The organism is Shinella zoogloeoides, from assembly GCF_030733845.1.
Taxonomy (GTDB): domain Bacteria; phylum Pseudomonadota; class Alphaproteobacteria; order Rhizobiales; family Rhizobiaceae; genus Shinella; species Shinella zoogloeoides_C.
Genome location: NZ_CP132311.1, coordinates 1262441 through 1277370, shown reverse-complemented (window position 1 = coordinate 1277370; position 14930 = coordinate 1262441). Strand labels below are relative to the sequence as shown.

The 14930-nt window shown below is 64.1% G+C and carries 12 protein-coding genes; 8 read left to right on the top strand and 4 right to left on the bottom strand.

Going from position 1 to position 14930, the window contains the following annotated elements; translation table 11 throughout:
* The 5 genes from rnr (at position 1) to rpmG (ending at position 4981) form a co-directional block, all read left to right on the top strand.
* A complete protein-coding gene (rnr, locus tag Q9316_RS07255; RefSeq protein WP_306034542.1) occupies positions 1–2352 on the top strand; it encodes a ribonuclease R in 2352 nt (783 codons plus the stop codon).
* Between the two features lie 34 nt (positions 2353–2386).
* On the top strand, positions 2387–2863 hold the full coding sequence (locus Q9316_RS07250) for a DUF983 domain-containing protein (protein WP_306034541.1): 477 nt from the start codon (positions 2387–2389) through the stop codon (positions 2861–2863).
* Positions 2860–3522, top strand: coding sequence for an NUDIX hydrolase (locus Q9316_RS07245; RefSeq protein ID WP_306034540.1), 663 nt, complete (start codon positions 2860–2862; stop codon positions 3520–3522). The genes Q9316_RS07250 and Q9316_RS07245 overlap by 4 nt, the downstream gene beginning before the upstream one ends.
* 13 nt (positions 3523–3535) lie before the next feature.
* Positions 3536–4720 carry an MFS transporter gene (locus Q9316_RS07240; RefSeq protein ID WP_306034539.1) on the top strand — a complete coding sequence of 395 codons (1185 nt, stop codon included), beginning with the start codon at positions 3536–3538 and terminating at the stop codon, positions 4718–4720.
* Positions 4721–4813: 93 nt separating this feature from the next.
* Entirely contained in the window at positions 4814–4981 is a 168-nt protein-coding gene (rpmG, locus tag Q9316_RS07235) for a 50S ribosomal protein L33 (RefSeq protein WP_023512792.1), read from the top strand.
* Positions 4982–5659: 678 nt separating this feature from the next.
* Here the strand turns inward: rpmG and Q9316_RS07230 are convergent.
* Together Q9316_RS07230 and Q9316_RS07225 are read right to left on the bottom strand one after the other, a co-directional pair.
* The gene (locus Q9316_RS07230; protein ID WP_306034538.1) at positions 5660–7027 is read right to left on the bottom strand and encodes a PleD family two-component system response regulator; all 1368 of its coding nucleotides are present in this window, start codon (positions 7025–7027) and stop codon (positions 5660–5662) included.
* Positions 7028–7040: 13 nt separating this feature from the next.
* Positions 7041–7412 carry a response regulator gene (locus Q9316_RS07225; protein ID WP_003547430.1) on the bottom strand — a complete coding sequence of 124 codons (372 nt, stop codon included), beginning with the start codon at positions 7410–7412 and terminating at the stop codon, positions 7041–7043.
* Positions 7413–7552: 140 nt separating this feature from the next.
* Here Q9316_RS07225 and Q9316_RS07220 point away from each other — a divergent pair, with 140 nt between their 5' ends.
* From Q9316_RS07220 to Q9316_RS07210, 3 genes are all read left to right on the top strand, one after another.
* Positions 7553–7852: a DUF3572 domain-containing protein gene (locus tag Q9316_RS07220; RefSeq protein ID WP_306034536.1), complete on the top strand. Its 300-nt coding sequence runs from the start codon at positions 7553–7555 to the stop codon at positions 7850–7852.
* A 123-nt stretch (positions 7853–7975) separates the two neighbouring features.
* The gene (locus Q9316_RS07215; RefSeq protein WP_306034535.1) at positions 7976–9322 is read left to right on the top strand and encodes a DNA polymerase IV; all 1347 of its coding nucleotides are present in this window, start codon (positions 7976–7978) and stop codon (positions 9320–9322) included.
* Positions 9323–9454: 132 nt separating this feature from the next.
* A complete protein-coding gene (locus Q9316_RS07210) occupies positions 9455–10765 on the top strand; it encodes a L,D-transpeptidase family protein (protein WP_306034534.1) in 1311 nt (436 codons plus the stop codon).
* 23 nt (positions 10766–10788) lie between these two features.
* On the opposite strand, the gene Q9316_RS07205 is transcribed toward Q9316_RS07210, so the two are convergent.
* On the bottom strand, positions 10789–11313 hold the full coding sequence (locus Q9316_RS07205; RefSeq protein WP_306034533.1) for a chloramphenicol phosphotransferase CPT family protein: 525 nt from the start codon (positions 11311–11313) through the stop codon (positions 10789–10791).
* Between the two features lie 52 nt (positions 11314–11365).
* Positions 11366–14845 (bottom strand): DNA polymerase III subunit alpha, encoded by a 3480-nt coding sequence (dnaE, locus tag Q9316_RS07200; RefSeq protein ID WP_371877993.1) that lies wholly within the window; start codon positions 14843–14845, stop codon positions 11366–11368.
* Positions 14846–14930: the final 85 nt, after the last annotated feature.

Here is a 14930-nt window from a genome sequence, read left to right as displayed (position 1 = left end):
ATGACAAGAGAACCACGCGGCCGGGCAGGACACTCCAAGCGGCCCGGCCGCGCGGATCGTGACCTGCCGCCGGCAGACAATAGCCCGATCATCCACGGTGTCGTCCCGCCGCGCGACGTGCTGCTGCGCTTCATCGCGGATCATCCGGAACAGGCGTCCAAGCGCGAGATTTCCAAGGCGTTCGGCCTGAAAGGCGAGGCGCGCGTCGAGTTGAAGGCGCTGCTGAAGTCCTTCGAGGAAGACGGACTCTTGGAAAAGCGCCGCAAGTCGCTCGTTCGCCCCGGCGCCCTGCCCCCCGTCGCCGTGCTCGACATCACGACGCGCGACGTCGACGGCGAACTGATCGGCCGCCCGGCGGAATGGCTCGACGATGCCGGCGTCGCGCCCGCCGTGCTGATCCGCCAGTCGGGCGGCGCGCGCAAGGACAAGGCGCCCGTCGGCGGGCTCGGCGACCGGGTGCTCGCAAAGATTTTCCCGGCGAAGGAGCGTGGCGGGCCGGCCTATACGGCGCGGATCATCAAGGTTCTCGACAAGAAGAAGAATTCCGGCATGGGCGTCTTCCGCGCTCAGCCGGGCGGCGGCGGGCGCATCATGCCGATCGACCGGCGCGGCGAGGAGATGGAGGTCGATGCCGAGTTCACGGCGGGCGCCAAGGACGGCGACCTGGTGGAGATCGACGTCGTGCGCATGGGCCGCTTCGGCCTGCCGCGCGCGCAGATCAAGGGCGTGATCGGCTCGGTCGCTTCGGAAAAGGCGATCTCGATGATCGCCATCCACGCCCACGGCATTCCCTACATCTTCCCCGATGCGGTGATCCGCGAGGCGGAGGCCGCCGGCGCCGCGACCATGTCGCACCGCGAGGACTGGCGGAGCCTCCCCCTCATCACCATCGACCCGGCCGACGCCAAGGACCATGACGACGCCGTCTTCGCCGAGCCGGACACGTCGCCCGACAATCCCGGTGGCGTCATCGTCACCGTCGCCATCGCCGATGTCAGCTACTATGTACGGCCGAAATCGGCGCTCGACCGCGAGGCGCTGAAGCGCGGCAACTCGGTCTATTTCCCGGACCGCGTCGTGCCGATGCTGCCGGAGCGCATCTCGAACGACCTCTGCTCCCTCAAGGAGGGCGTGGATCGTCCGGCGCTCGCCGTGCGCATGGTCTTCTCGAAGGAAGGCCGCAAGGCGAGCCACACCTTCCACCGCATCATGATGAAGAGCGCGGCGAAACTCTCCTACCAACAGGCGCAGGCCGCCATCGACGGCGCGCCTGACGACAAGACCGGCCCCATCCTCGAGACGATCCTGAAGCCGCTGTGGGAAGCCTACCGCATCATGACGGTCGGCCGGAACCGTCGCCAGCCGCTCGAGCTCGACATGCCCGAGCGCAAGATCCTCCTCAAGGAGGACGGCACCGTCGACCGGGTCGTCGTGCCGCCGCGGCTCGATGCGCACAAGCTCATCGAAGAGATGATGATCCAGGCGAACGTCGCGGCCGCCGAGACGCTGGAGAAGAAGAAGCAGGCCCTGGTCTACCGCGTGCACGACGCGCCCTCGCTCGCCAAGCAGGAGACGCTGCGCGAGTTCCTGCAGACGCTCGACATCTCGCTGGTGAAGGGCGGCAACATGCGCGCCAACCATTTCAACGGCATCCTCTCGCAGGCGAAGGACAAGCCCTTCGAGCAGATGGTGAGCGAGATGGTGCTGCGCTCGCAGAGCCAGGCGATCTACAACCCGGAGAACATCGGCCATTTCGGCCTCAACCTCATGAAATACGCCCACTTCACTTCGCCGATCCGCCGCTATGCGGACCTGATCGTACACCGGGCGCTGGTGGGCTCGCTCGGCTTCGGCGAAGGCGGCATCACGCCGGACGAAGAGGCCGTGCTGGACGATATCGCGGCGGAAATCTCGACCTTCGAGCGCCGCGCCATGGCGGCCGAGCGCGACACGGTGGACCGCCTCATCGCGCACCATCTTGCCGGGCGCATCGGCGAGGAGTTCGACGGACGCGTCTCCGGCGTCACCAAGGCGGGACTTTTTGTCACCCTGCCCGCCTATGGTGCCGACGGTTTCGTGCCTATATCCATGCTCGGACGCGACTACTACATCTATGACGAGGCCCATCAGGCGCTGTCCGGCGAAAAGACCGGGCTCGGTTACCGTCTTGGCGATGAGGTGCGCGTGAAGCTCGCAGAAGCGGTGCCGCTTGCCGGCGCGCTCCGGTTCGACATGATCAGCGAGGGGCGCAAGATGCCGACGGCGGTGCGCTCCTTCCACAAGTCAGGCCGACGCAAGGGCAGCGTGGCGCATCGCCAGCCGGGCACGCGCCCGCCCAGGGGAAGACGCTAGGCCGGTGCAGATGCGCCGGCAGGAAGGAACGACAATGCAGGCGAACGAGACCACCGGCAGCCCGGTGCATTTCGGCGACACCAACGCCCCCGCGCCGGCCGAACGCCCGCTCGGCCGCGCCATCAAGCGCGGCATGCTGAACCGCTGCCCGGCCTGCGGCACCGGCCGCCTCTTCCGCTCCTTCGTGAAGCCCGTCGATCATTGCGCGGCCTGCGGCGAGGACTATACGCCCCAGCGCGCCGACGACCTGCCGCCCTATCTCGTCATCACCATCGTCGGACACATCGTCCTCGGCGGCTACATGGCGACGGACCTCATCTGGCCGCTCACTACCTGGCAGCATCTGGCGATCTGGGCGCCGATCACCATCGTCCTGTCACTCCTGCTCCTGCAGCCCATCAAGGGCGGCGCCATAGGCCTGCAATGGGCGCTGAAGATGCACGGCTTCGGCGACAAGCCGGGGGAGCCGGACACGGACGCGGCAACCACCTACGGCGACCGGACGGCATGACAACGGTCCGGCCCGTCGATGCGGCCTCCATCCTGCTTCTCGACCGGTCGGGCGCAAGCGTGCGGGTGCTCGTCGGTCGGCGCAGCAGCAAGCATGTCTTCATGCCCGACGTCTATGTCTTTCCCGGCGGCCGGCGCGACGCTACCGACCGCCTCGTTCCCGTCGCCCAGCCGCTGAACGCGCTCGCCTGCGAGAGGCTGGCCCTGAAGACAGGGACGCGCTGTTCCGATTCGCGCCTGCGCGCGCTCGGCGTTGCGGCGATCCGCGAACTCTACGAGGAAGCCGGCATCACGGTCGGCACGCCGCTGGCCGAACCCGCCGCGGGCGCGCTTCCCTTCCAGCCCGATCTCTCCCACCTCCGCTTCCTTGCACGCGCCATCACACCCGCCGGCATGGTGCGGCGGTTCGATACGCGCTTCTTCACGCTTTTCACCGACGAAGCCGACATCGATCCGGCCGGCGCGACCGCCAGCCATGAGCTGGAAGATTTGCGCTGGGTCGATATTTTTGACCACAAGGGCATCGAGATGCCCGACATAACCGTATTGATCCTTGAAGAGCTTCAAAAAAGCATTCAGGAAGACAGGACTTTACCCTTTGGAAGAGCCGTGCCGCTGTACTATACCCAGCGCGGGCGCTTCCTGAGAGATCTGCTTTGAGGATCAACCGCATATGACGCAGCCGCAATCCGGCACTTCCGGCCCGGGGGAGAAAATTCACCGGCGGTCTCTCATTGCGGCCATCGCCGCCATTTCCGCAGTCGGCATCGCCATGGGCCTCGGCCTTCCGCTTCTCTCCATCATCATGGAAAAGCGCGGCATCTCCTCGACGCTCATCGGCATCAACTCGGCCATGGCCGGTGTCGCAGCCATGGTCGCGGCACCCTGCACGACGCGCCTTGCCCATGCGTGGGGCACCTCCACGATCATGCTCGGCGCCATCGTGCTCGCCGCGATCAGCGGGCTCGGCTTCTACTATATCGAGAACTTCTGGCTCTGGTTTCCGCTCCGTCTCGTCTTTCACGGCGCGACCACCATGCTCTTCATCCTGTCGGAATTCTGGATCAACGCCGCAGCGCCACCGCGCCGGCGCGGGCTCGTGCTGGGCATCTACGCCACCGTGCTGTCGCTCGGCTTTGCGACAGGCCCCCTGCTCTTCTCACTGATCGGCAGCGAGGGCGCGCTGCCCTTCGTGGTCGGCGCGATCATCATCCTGCTTGCCGCCATCCCCATCTTCATCGCACGCGATGAGAGCCCGATCATCGACGAGAAGCCGGAGCTGCATTTCATGCGCTACATCCTTCTCGTGCCGACAGCGACCGCGGCGGTCTTCATCTTCGGCGCGGTGCAGGTCGGCGGTCTTTCGCTCCTGCCGATCTACGCCACCCGCGCCGGCTTCTCCGAGGCGCAGGCCGCGCTGCTGCTGACGGTCATGGGCATCGGCAACATGGCCTTCCAGATTCCGCTCGGCATGCTCTCCGACCGCATGCGCGACCGCAGGCGGCTTCTTACGATCATGGCCGCCATCGGCCTGCTTGGATCGCTTTCCCTGCCCGTCATATCGCACAACTGGCTGCTGATGGCCTGCGTGCTGCTGGTCTGGGGCGGCTGCGTGGCCGGCCTCTATACCGTCGGCCTCAGCCATCTCGGCTCGCGCCTCGTCGGCGCGGACCTCGCCGCCGCCAACGCCGCCTTCATCTTCTGCTATGCGGTCGGCACGGTGATCGGACCGCAGGCGATCGGCGCAGCGATGGATGTCTCCGGCAATGACGGTTTTGCCTGGGCGATCGTCGCCTTCTTCGGCTTTTACCTCGTACTTTCTCTCGCCCGGATTGTTTTCCGCCCGAAACGGGGTTGACTTTTCGGGCGCGATTTGTAGTTTCCGCGCAGATTTAAGCCGTAGAGCAGACTGGCTGTCCGCGGCTTCGTTTTTGATAAAGGCAGGACGACCATGGCCAAGGCTACCACCATCAAGATCAAGCTGCTGTCGACGGCCGACACCGGTTTCTTCTACGTAACAACGAAGAACAGCCGTACGATGACGGACAAGATGACCAAGACGAAGTACGACCCGGTCGTCAAGAAGCACGTCGAATTCAAGGAAACCAAGATCAAGTAATCTTGGAAGCCTGACAGGTTCGCAAAGGCGCTGGACGGAAACGTCCGGCGCCTTTTCGTTTGGCAATGGTTCGCATTTTCGATTCGGGTCCGAATCAAAAACGCCGCCCCCTTGCCGGGAGCGGCGTCGAATGGGGGTCGGTCAGGCACGACGACGGCACGAGGATTCCGTTTTTATCGTAGCTGACCGACCGACCCCACGACCCAGGAGATGCGGCGGACCTAGCATCATGGGGTAACCGGTTGTGCGGGCTCATTTGCCGCCCATGAGTTGAGCATCGCGCCAAAAAGAAAAAAAATCAACGAATTCTTAACGCTCACGCCCCCGCTCCTTGTCTCATAGTTAACCGGGAAGGTTGTAACTGTGCCAGACAGCAGCATTTACGTTATAGAAGACAACAATACCGCGTCGATCGATTGCAACCATTAAGCGATCACCTTCGCAACCTCTATAAATGGCGAGACAGCACGCGGCGAGGTTGCATAAGACACAACGCATTGATAAGTATCGTCAAAAATAAATGGTACGATTTATAGCTAAATTTCGCCACAGCGGCAGCGAAGAAAAAATGGCTTCGCAACGGCATCCGGAGATCGGCACTCAGGGGCAACCGCCCGAAATTTAAGGTAAATGCCTAAGTTCGCCCGGGCCTGTGGACAACCGGGGTCGGAGGCGGTTTCAGGCGGCTGCGGCCACGACCCGGTTGCGGCCCGACCGCTTGGCCTCGTAAAGCGCCGTGTCGGCCCGTTTCAACAGGGCGTCCGGGTTGTCGCCCGCCGGCAGCATGGACGCGGTGCCGAGCGAGGCGGTGACTGACAGGAAAACGTCCGTGCCGGGAACGCGGAACGGCTCCTGCTCGACGATCATGCGCAGGCGCTCCGCCACCCCTGCCGCCATGTCGGCGGACGTATCGGGCATGACCAGCACGAACTCCTCGCCGCCATAGCGGCAGGCAAGGTCGGCGCCGCGCACGGCGGAGCGGACCCGATTGGCGAATTCGCGCAACACCGCATCGCCGGCATCGTGGCCATAGGTATCGTTGACGAGCTTGAAGCGGTCGATATCCGTGATGCAGACCGAGAGGGGCCGGCCGCGCGCGGACGCTCGGTCGATCAGGAGCTTCATGTGGTTGTCGAGATAGCGGCGGTTGTGCAGCCCCGTCAGGCCGTCGGTGACGGCAAGCTCGATCGTTTGTCGCACGCTGGCGCGCAGGCGGTCGTTGCAACGCTTGCGGCGGATCTGGGTGAGGCTGCGGGCGATCAGCTCGTTCGGATCGATCGGTCGCATGAGATAGTCGGTCACGCCGAGGTCGAGCGCCCGCACGATGAGGTCGTCGTGACCCTGTTCGGCGATCAGGAGGATCGGCAGGAAGCGCGTGCGCTCCAGCGAGCGCAGCTGCGAGCAGAGGCGCAGCGGATCGTAGTCCTCGAAATTCGCGTTGACGATCACCAGCTCGTAATTGCTCTCGGCCGCCTGGAACAGGGCCGCCTGCGGATCGGACATGCAGGTCACGTCGGCGATCGGCTTCAGGGACCGCGCGATACGCTCCTGCGAGCTGGCGCGCCCGTCGACGAGAAGCACATCGCCCGGCTCGTCGCCCAGATGGGTATCCAGCCCCTCCTCCATGGAGATGGCGCGCGCGGTCGCCGAGCGCATGCGCAGCTCGTCCGTCAGCGTCTTGAGCCGGACGAGGCTTTTGACCCGCGACATGAGCTGCAGGTCGTTGACCGGCTTGGTGAGGAAATCGTCGGCGCCGGCCTTGAGGCCACGCACGCGGTCCGACGGCTGGTCGAGCGCCGTCACCATGACGACGGGGATGTGCGCGGTACGCGGATTGGCCTTCAGCCGCTCGCAGACCTCGAAGCCGTCGATGCCGGGCATCATGACGTCGAGCAGGATGAGATCGACCTGGGTGCGCTCGCAGATGGACAGGGCGTCGTAGCCGTTCTCGGCCGTCAGCACGTCGAAATACTCCGCCAGCAGCCGCGCTTCGAGCAGCTTCACATTGGCCGGAATGTCGTCAACGACGAGGATGCGTGCTGTCATGCCCTTCTTCGCCTCATGCGTCGCCGAGATAGGTCTTGATGGTCTCGATGAATTTCGGCACCGAAATCGGTTTGGAGACATAGGCCTCGCAGCCGCCCTGCCGGATCCGCTCCTCGTCGCCCTTCATCGCGAAGGCCGTGACGGCGATCACCGGGATGACGTGCAGCTCGTCGTCCTCCTTCAGCCACTTGGTGACTTCCAGGCCCGAAACCTCCGGAAGCTGGATGTCCATCAGGATCAGGTCCGGCCGGTGTTTGCGTGCGAGATCAAGGGCTTCCATACCGTTCCGGGTCTGGATGGTCGTATAGCCGGACGCCTCGATGAGGTCCCGGAAGAGCTTCATGTTGAGCTCGTTGTCCTCGACAATCATGACCTGTTTGGGCATCGTTTGTCCCTGTCCCTCTGACCGGCCTTGCAACCTGCCCTAAGATAGATAAGTTGCGGCAAGCCGAAATCACCCAGCCCGACCGCAGTCACGTTAGCGTCACTTGGTTGATTAAAAGGTAAATTTCCCGAGGAAAAACGATGAAAAGCCAAAAAGATACACCCGCGTTGCAGGACGCGGAAGCAACTGCCGTCGCCATCCTCGGCTGGCTTGCGGGCGAACCCGAATTGCTTTCCCGTTTCCTCGCCCTCACCGGCGTCGCGCCGTCGGAAGTGCGCCATGCTGTCGGCGATCCCGGCTTCCTCGCCGGCCTCGTCGATTTCCTGATGGAACACGAGCCGACGCTGCTTGCCTTCAGCGCGGCGACGGGCGTCACGCCGGAGGCCGTCGTGCGCGCCCATGCGGTGCTTTCCGGCCCTGCCGGCGACGACGATTTCTGATATGCCGGCCGCGCGAGGCGGCTCCATGCCTGCCTGTGTACTGTCATGCGTTCGACCCGAGCGACTATTGAGACTCACGAACTTACGCAGTAATGTCGCGATGTTCAATATTTGTTCCCAACCATGAGCATCGCCGCCACGCGTTTTCCGGGCTTCTGTCGCGACTGCCTTGCCGGGCAGCCCGCCGGCCTGCGCCGTTGCCGGGCCTGCGGCAGCCCGCGCCTCGTCTATCATGACGAGCTCTACAGCCTGACGCTCGCCCATATCGATTGCGACGCCTTCTACGCCTCGATCGAGAAGCGCGACAATCCGGACCTTGCCGACAAGCCGGTCATCATCGGCGGCGGCAAGCGCGGCGTCGTCTCCACGGCCTGCTACGTCGCGCGCATTCACGGCGTGCGCTCGGCCATGCCGATGTTCAAGGCGCTGGAAGCCTGCCCGAACGCCGTCGTCATCAAGCCGGACATGGAGAAATACGTCACCGTCGGGCGCCAGGTGCGCACGATGATGCAGGAGCTGACGCCGCTCGTGCAGCCGCTCTCCATCGACGAAGCGTTCCTCGAATTGAAGGGCACGGAGCGGCTGCACCACGATCCCCCTGCCCGCGTGCTCGCACGGTTCGTCCAGCGGGTGGAGAAGGAGGTCGGCATCACCCTCTCGGTAGGGCTTTCCTATTGCAAGTTCCTCGCCAAGGTCGCCTCGGACCTCAACAAGCCGCGCGGCTTTTCCGTCATCGGCGAGGCCGAGGCACTCGGCTTCCTGCGTGACAAGCCGGTGCGCCTCATCTGGGGCGTCGGAAAGGCCTTCGCCGAAACGCTGGAGCGCGACGGCATCCGCAGCGTCGGCCAGCTCCAGACCATGGAGGAAACCGACCTGATGCGCCGCTACGGCATCATGGGCAAGCGGCTTTTCAACCTCTCGCGCGGGCAGGACGACCGGGAGGTGCACCCGAACGACCCGGCCAAGAGCGTTTCGGCGGAAACCACCTTCTTCGACGATATCGGCGGCTATGACGAACTGGTCACGCATCTGCGCCGGCTTAGTGAAAAGGTCGCCGCACGCCTGCGCAAATCCGGCATTTCGGGCCATACGGTCGTGCTCAAGCTGAAGACCGCCGACTTCAAGAGCCGCACGCGCAACCGCAAGCTGGAAGACCCGACCATGCTTGCCGACAGGATCTTCCGCACCGGCCTGGAGCTGCTGCGCAAGGAGGTGGACGGCACGAAGTATCGGCTGATCGGCATCGGCGTCAGCGATCTTGCCGATCCCGATCGCGCCGACCCGCCGGACCTTGTCGATCCCGCCGCCGCCCGGCGCGCCGCGGCCGAGGCCGCAATGAACATGCTGCGCGACAAATTCGGCAAGGCGAGCGTCGAGACGGGCTATACGTTCGGCAAATCCGGCCCCGAGCGCTTTCACGGAAAGTTGACATTCAAGACCGCCGGAAAAATCGACGATCCCACCGAATAAATCCCGGCAAGCCGGCGTTCTTCCCTGCATCGGGATGGCATGGGATCAGGCAGTAACCCAAACGCATCAAGCCTTCTTTAAGCGAGATGCACTACGCTCCCTGCCGGTTTGTATTGCGTACGGATGGGTAGCATGAAGTTTCGCCTTGCGACTGGCATGAGCATATTGGGCCTGATGCTGAGCTGCGCCACCGCGCTCGGGGGAACGCTGGAAGGCCCGCTGCAGATCATGGTCTCGAAGGACCTGCAGGAGCTGAAGATCTATGATGGCGGCGTGGTGGTGGCCACCTCGCGCGTTTCCACCGGCAAGGCCGGTCATTCGACGCCGACGGGCATCTTCTCCATCCTCGAGAAGAAGCGTTCGCACTTTTCTAACATCTATGACAACGCGCCGATGCCCTTCATGCAGCGGCTGACCTGGTCGGGCATAGCGCTGCACGCCTCCAACAGCGTGCCGTCCTATCCGGCCTCACACGGATGTGTCCGCCTGCCGAACGATTTTGCCAAATCGCTGTTCGGCCTCACGCGGCGCGGCGGCCATGTGCTGATCACGGACCGCGAGATCGCGCCGCAGCGCATCGTGCATGCCCTGCTGTTCAAGCCCTCCGTCGTGGTGCCGGATACGCCGCTGCTCTTTAATGCCGGCCTGCGCCCGGCCCTGATCGAGGCGGGCGGCAAGAGCGTCGAAGTGGCGATGACCGATCCGAAGCCGTCGGTGCTGACGCCGATCGTCCAGAGAACCGAGCAGGACCCCATCCGCATCCTCATCACCCGCCGCGGCGAACGCGAGATGCTGATCGACCTGCAGACGCTGCTGACCTCGCTCGGCTATGATGCCGGCGTGCCGGACGGGCGCCATGGCAAGCAGACCGTCACGGCCATCCGCGCATTCCAGCTTGCCGAAGGCCTCAAGGAAGACGGCATGGTGACGCCGGAACTTCTCGCCGCCGTCTATGCCAAGGCCGGCAAGGGCACGCCGCCGAACGGCCAGATCCTCGTGCGCCAGAAGTTCAAGCCCGTCGTCGAGGAGCCGATCACCATCCGTGATCCGCACATCGCGCTAGGCACCCATTTCCTGCTCGCCCGCGAGGTCGATGCCGACAAGGGCAAGGCCGAATGGTATGGCGTGAGCATGGACAACCAGCTTTCGCCCGCGACGCTGAAGCGCCTCGGCATCACCACCGAGGCGGATGCAGCCGCACCGGACGCCATTGCCAGGACGCTCGACCGCTTCGACATTCCGCAGGACATGCGCACCCGCATTTCCAGCCTGATGGGCGAAGGCGCCTCCCTCTCCATCTCCGACATAGGCCTCGGCCCGGAAACCGGCGACGGCACGGATTTCATCACCGTGACGCGAAAGGTGCAGAAGGCCGATGCCTCGGCGGTGCAGAGGGTAAAGAAGAAGAAAAAGAAGAAGTCTTCAGTTACGGTTGTGAACTGAAATCGAGGGTAAAGCCTCGCGCCCTATGAGGACGCCAACGGGCGCGAGCGCCATGCCTCGATTATTGTTGCCACGACGGAATCACTCGGCTGTGTCGTATCGACCTCGATGTCGTATTGGCAGTAGTCGTGCGTTTTCAGGTGATACCGGGCTTCACCGATCGCGCGGTCGCCACGCTCGCGCTCACGCCGCTCTATCTCGGCAAGAGGGGCATGCACGCCCACCCAGAAAGTATCAAAGGGCGTGAACAGGTTCTTTAGCTGCTGAGCCCAGTGGGACTCCTCGACGATATGTTCGACGAGGATATCATTGCCCGCTTCGGCAAAAGAGACGATCGAGCGATGAAAGCCGTCAAAGAACCTGGCGCGTTCATCCCGAAGTCCGGCGTCCCGCGCCTTTTGTCTGATGGCCCGGAAACCGCCCTCTGCGAGCTGGTCCGAAGCGTAGTAGCAGAAGGGTTCAGCCATTGCCGCCCGGAGAGCCTTGGCGAGCGTTGTTTTCCCCGAACTCGAAGTGCCGTTCAATAGAATGATGCGACCACGCTGCATGCCGGCTTTCTTCCAATCGTGCCGAGAATTGTCCAAAAGCGGAGGCGCTCCCTCAGACCAGTTCCACATCCAGCACGCCCGGCGTCGAGCGCATGGCGGCGGCGATTTCGGGGGAGATGCGGAAGCGTTCGTTCAGCTCCACCTCGATTTCGCGCTGGCCGCTGTCCTTGATGACGATGAAGGAGACGAGGCCGTCGCCCTTGGTGTTGAGATGGGCCGCGACGGAGCGCAGCGGGCCAGAATCACGGACATAGACGCGTAGCGCCTTCTGGGTGTGAAGCGATTCCTCCTCAAGCGAGCGCAGCGTCTGGATGCGCAGGCCGATGCCCTCCGGCCGCTCTTCCGCCTGCACGGTCATCACCAGCGATTTGCCCGCCTCGAGCAGGTCGCGGTACTGGTTGAGCATTTCGGAAAACAGCACCGCCTCGAACTGGCCGGAGGAATCCGAGAAGGCGACGATGCCCATCTTGTTGCCGGTGCGCGTCTTGCGCTCCTGCTTCGAGGTTACCGTGCCGGCAAGGCGGCCGGCGGTGGCGCCGCGCTTCACCGCGGCGGAAAAGTCGCCGAAGGTCTGCACGCGCATCTTGGCGAGGATCGGCGCATAGGTATCGAGCGGATGCGCCGACAGGTAGAAGCCAAGCACCTGGAATTCGCGGTGCAGCTTCTCCGAGGCGAGCCAGGGCGTGTAGGCGGGCAGCGTGATCACCTCCGGCCCTGTCGCAGCGCCCATGCCGAAAATATCGCCCTGCCCGCTCGCCTTGTTCTCCTGCGCGCGCTGGGCGGCGCCCAGCAGGCGGTCGAGGCCGGCGATCATGGCGGCGCGGTCATGGCCGAAACAATCGAAGGCGCCGGCGACGATGAGGCTTTCGAAGACGCGGCGGTTGACGAATTTCGGGTCGATGCGCGTGCAGAAGTCCTCGAGCGACTTGAAAGGCGCATCGCCGCGGATCTGCACGATGTGCTGCACCGCCGCCTCGCCCACGCCCTTGATGGCCGCGAGCGCATAGTAGATGCGGTTCTCGCCGGTCTCGAAATGGGCGAAGGACGTCTGGATGGAGGGCGGGATGACCTCGATTCCGAGACGGCCGGCATCCTGCCGGAAATCGTTCAGCTTGTCCGTATTGGACATATCGTAGGTCATCGACGCGGCGAGGAATTCGACCGGGTAATGCGCCTTCAGATAGGCCGTCTGGTAGGAGACGATGGCGTAGGCGGCGGCGTGCGACTTATTGAAGCCGTAGTTCGCGAACTTGGCGAGGAGGTCGAAGATGAGATCGGACTGCGGCTTGGACACGCCGTTCTTCACCGCGCCCTCGACGAAGCGGGCGCGCTGCTTGTCCATCTCCTCCTTGATCTTCTTGCCCATGGCGCGGCGCAGAAGGTCGGCCTCGCCGAGCGAATAGCCCGACAGGACCTGGGCGATCTGCATCACCTGTTCCTGGTAGACGATGACGCCCTGCGTTTCCTTCAGGAGGTGGTCGATCATCGGATGGATCGACTCGATCTCCTCCTCGCCGTGCTTGCGGGCGTTGTAGACCGGGATGTTCTCCATCGGGCCCGGACGGTAGAGCGCCACCAGCGCGATGATGTCCTCAATGCAGTCGGGCCGCATGCCGATCAGCGCCTTGCGCATGCCGGCGCTTTCCACCTGGAACACGCCGACCGTTTCGCCGCGCGAGAGCATTTCGTAGCTTAGCTGATCGTCGAGCGGCAGGCTTTCGAGCTTCACCTCGATGTTGCGCTTGCGGATGAAATCGACCGCCGTCTTCAGGACCGTCAGCGTCTTCAGGCCGAGGAAGTCGAACTTGACGAGGCCCGCCTGCTCCACCCATTTCATGTTGAACTGCGTGACCGGCATGTCGGAGCGCGGATCGCGGTACATCGGCACGAGCTTGGAGAGCGGCCGGTCGCCGATCACGATGCCGGCGGCGTGGGTCGAGGCGTGGCGGTAGAGGCCCTCGATCTTCTGGGCGATGTCGAGCAGGCGCGCGACGACCGGCTCCTTCTCCGCCTCTTCCTGCAGCTTCGGCTCTTCCTCGATTGCTTTATGAAGCGGCGTCGGGTTGGCCGGATTGTTCGGCACGAGCTTGCAGATCTTGTCGACCTGGCCATAGGGCATTTCCAGCACGCGGCCGACATCGCGCAGCGCGGCGCGCGCCTGCAGCGAACCGAAGGTGATGATCTGTGCCACCTGCTCGCGGCCGTATTTCTGCTGCACGTAGCGGATCACCTCTTCACGGCGGTCCTGGCAGAAGTCGATGTCGAAGTCCGGCATCGAGACGCGTTCCGGGTTGAGGAAGCGCTCGAAGAGCAGCGAGAAGCGCAGCGGATCGACATCGGTGATGGTGAGCGCATAGGCGACGAGCGAGCCCGCACCCGAGCCGCGGCCCGGCCCGACGGGAATGTCCTGCTGCTTGGCCCATTTGATGAAGTCGGCAACGATGAGGAAGTAGCCGGGGAACTTCATGCGCTCGATGACGCTGAGTTCGAAATCCAGCCGCTCGCGGTAGTCCTGTTCGGTATAGCCCGGCGTCAGGCCGAGCAGCGCCATGCGGCTTTCGAGCCCTTCCACCGACTGCCGGCGCAGCTCCGCCGATTCGGCGCGCTCGGCCTCCTCCGGATCGTCCGTCGCACCGGTGAACCGCGGCAGGATCGGGCCGCGCGTCTTCAGCACGAAGGAGCAGCGCCGTGCGATCTCGATCGTGTTCTCCAGCGCCTCGGGCAGGTCGGCAAAGAGCTTCGCCATGTCCTTGCGGCTCTTGAGGTAATGGTCGGGCGACAGGCGGAAGCGGTTGTCGTCCGACACCATCGCATTGTGTGCCACCGCCATCAGCGCGTCATGCGCATCGTAATCGTCCGGCGCCGGGAAGAACGGTTCGTTGGTCGCGACCAGCGGCACGTCCTGCGCATAGGCAAGCTCGACCATGCGCCGCTCGTGCTGCTTGTCGTAGCGCCCGTGCCGCTGCAGTTCGATATAGAGCCTGTCGCCGAAGACGCGCTTCAATGCCTGGAGACGCGCCCGCGCCACGGCGGGCTGCCCGGCGAGGAAGGCCATGTCGACAGGCCCGCCGCGCGCGCCGGTCAGCGCGATAAGCCCCTCGGAACCCTCTTCCTCGAGCCAGCTTTGCGCGATGCGAACCGACTGGCCGCCCTCGCCGCCGAGATAGGCCCGGCTGACGAGATCGACGAGACGCGCATAGCCGGCGTCGGTCGCCGCAAGCAGGACGATCGAGGGCAGCTTTGCAAGCTGGGCCTGAGGCCCGCGCCGCTCGCCGTCGCCCTCGTCCTCCATGTCGATCGACAGCTGGCAGCCGATCAACGGCTGAATGCCCTCGCCGATCGCCTTCTGCGAAAATTCGAGCGCCGCGAACAGGTTGTTCGTGTCGGTGATGGCGATCGCCGGCTGCTGGTCGGACGTCGCCTTTCCGATGATCTTCTTGATAGGCAGAGCCCCCTCAAGAAGCGAGAAGGCCGAATGCACGCGCAGGTGCACGAATTCCGGCGTTTGCCCAATCGTCTCGCCGTCCGTCATCCGCGCTTCGTCCGCCATCATGTCTTCCTTCCGGTCAAGGCTGGAAGCTTAAGCGGATTCGGACCCGGCTCGTCCAGAGATCTCT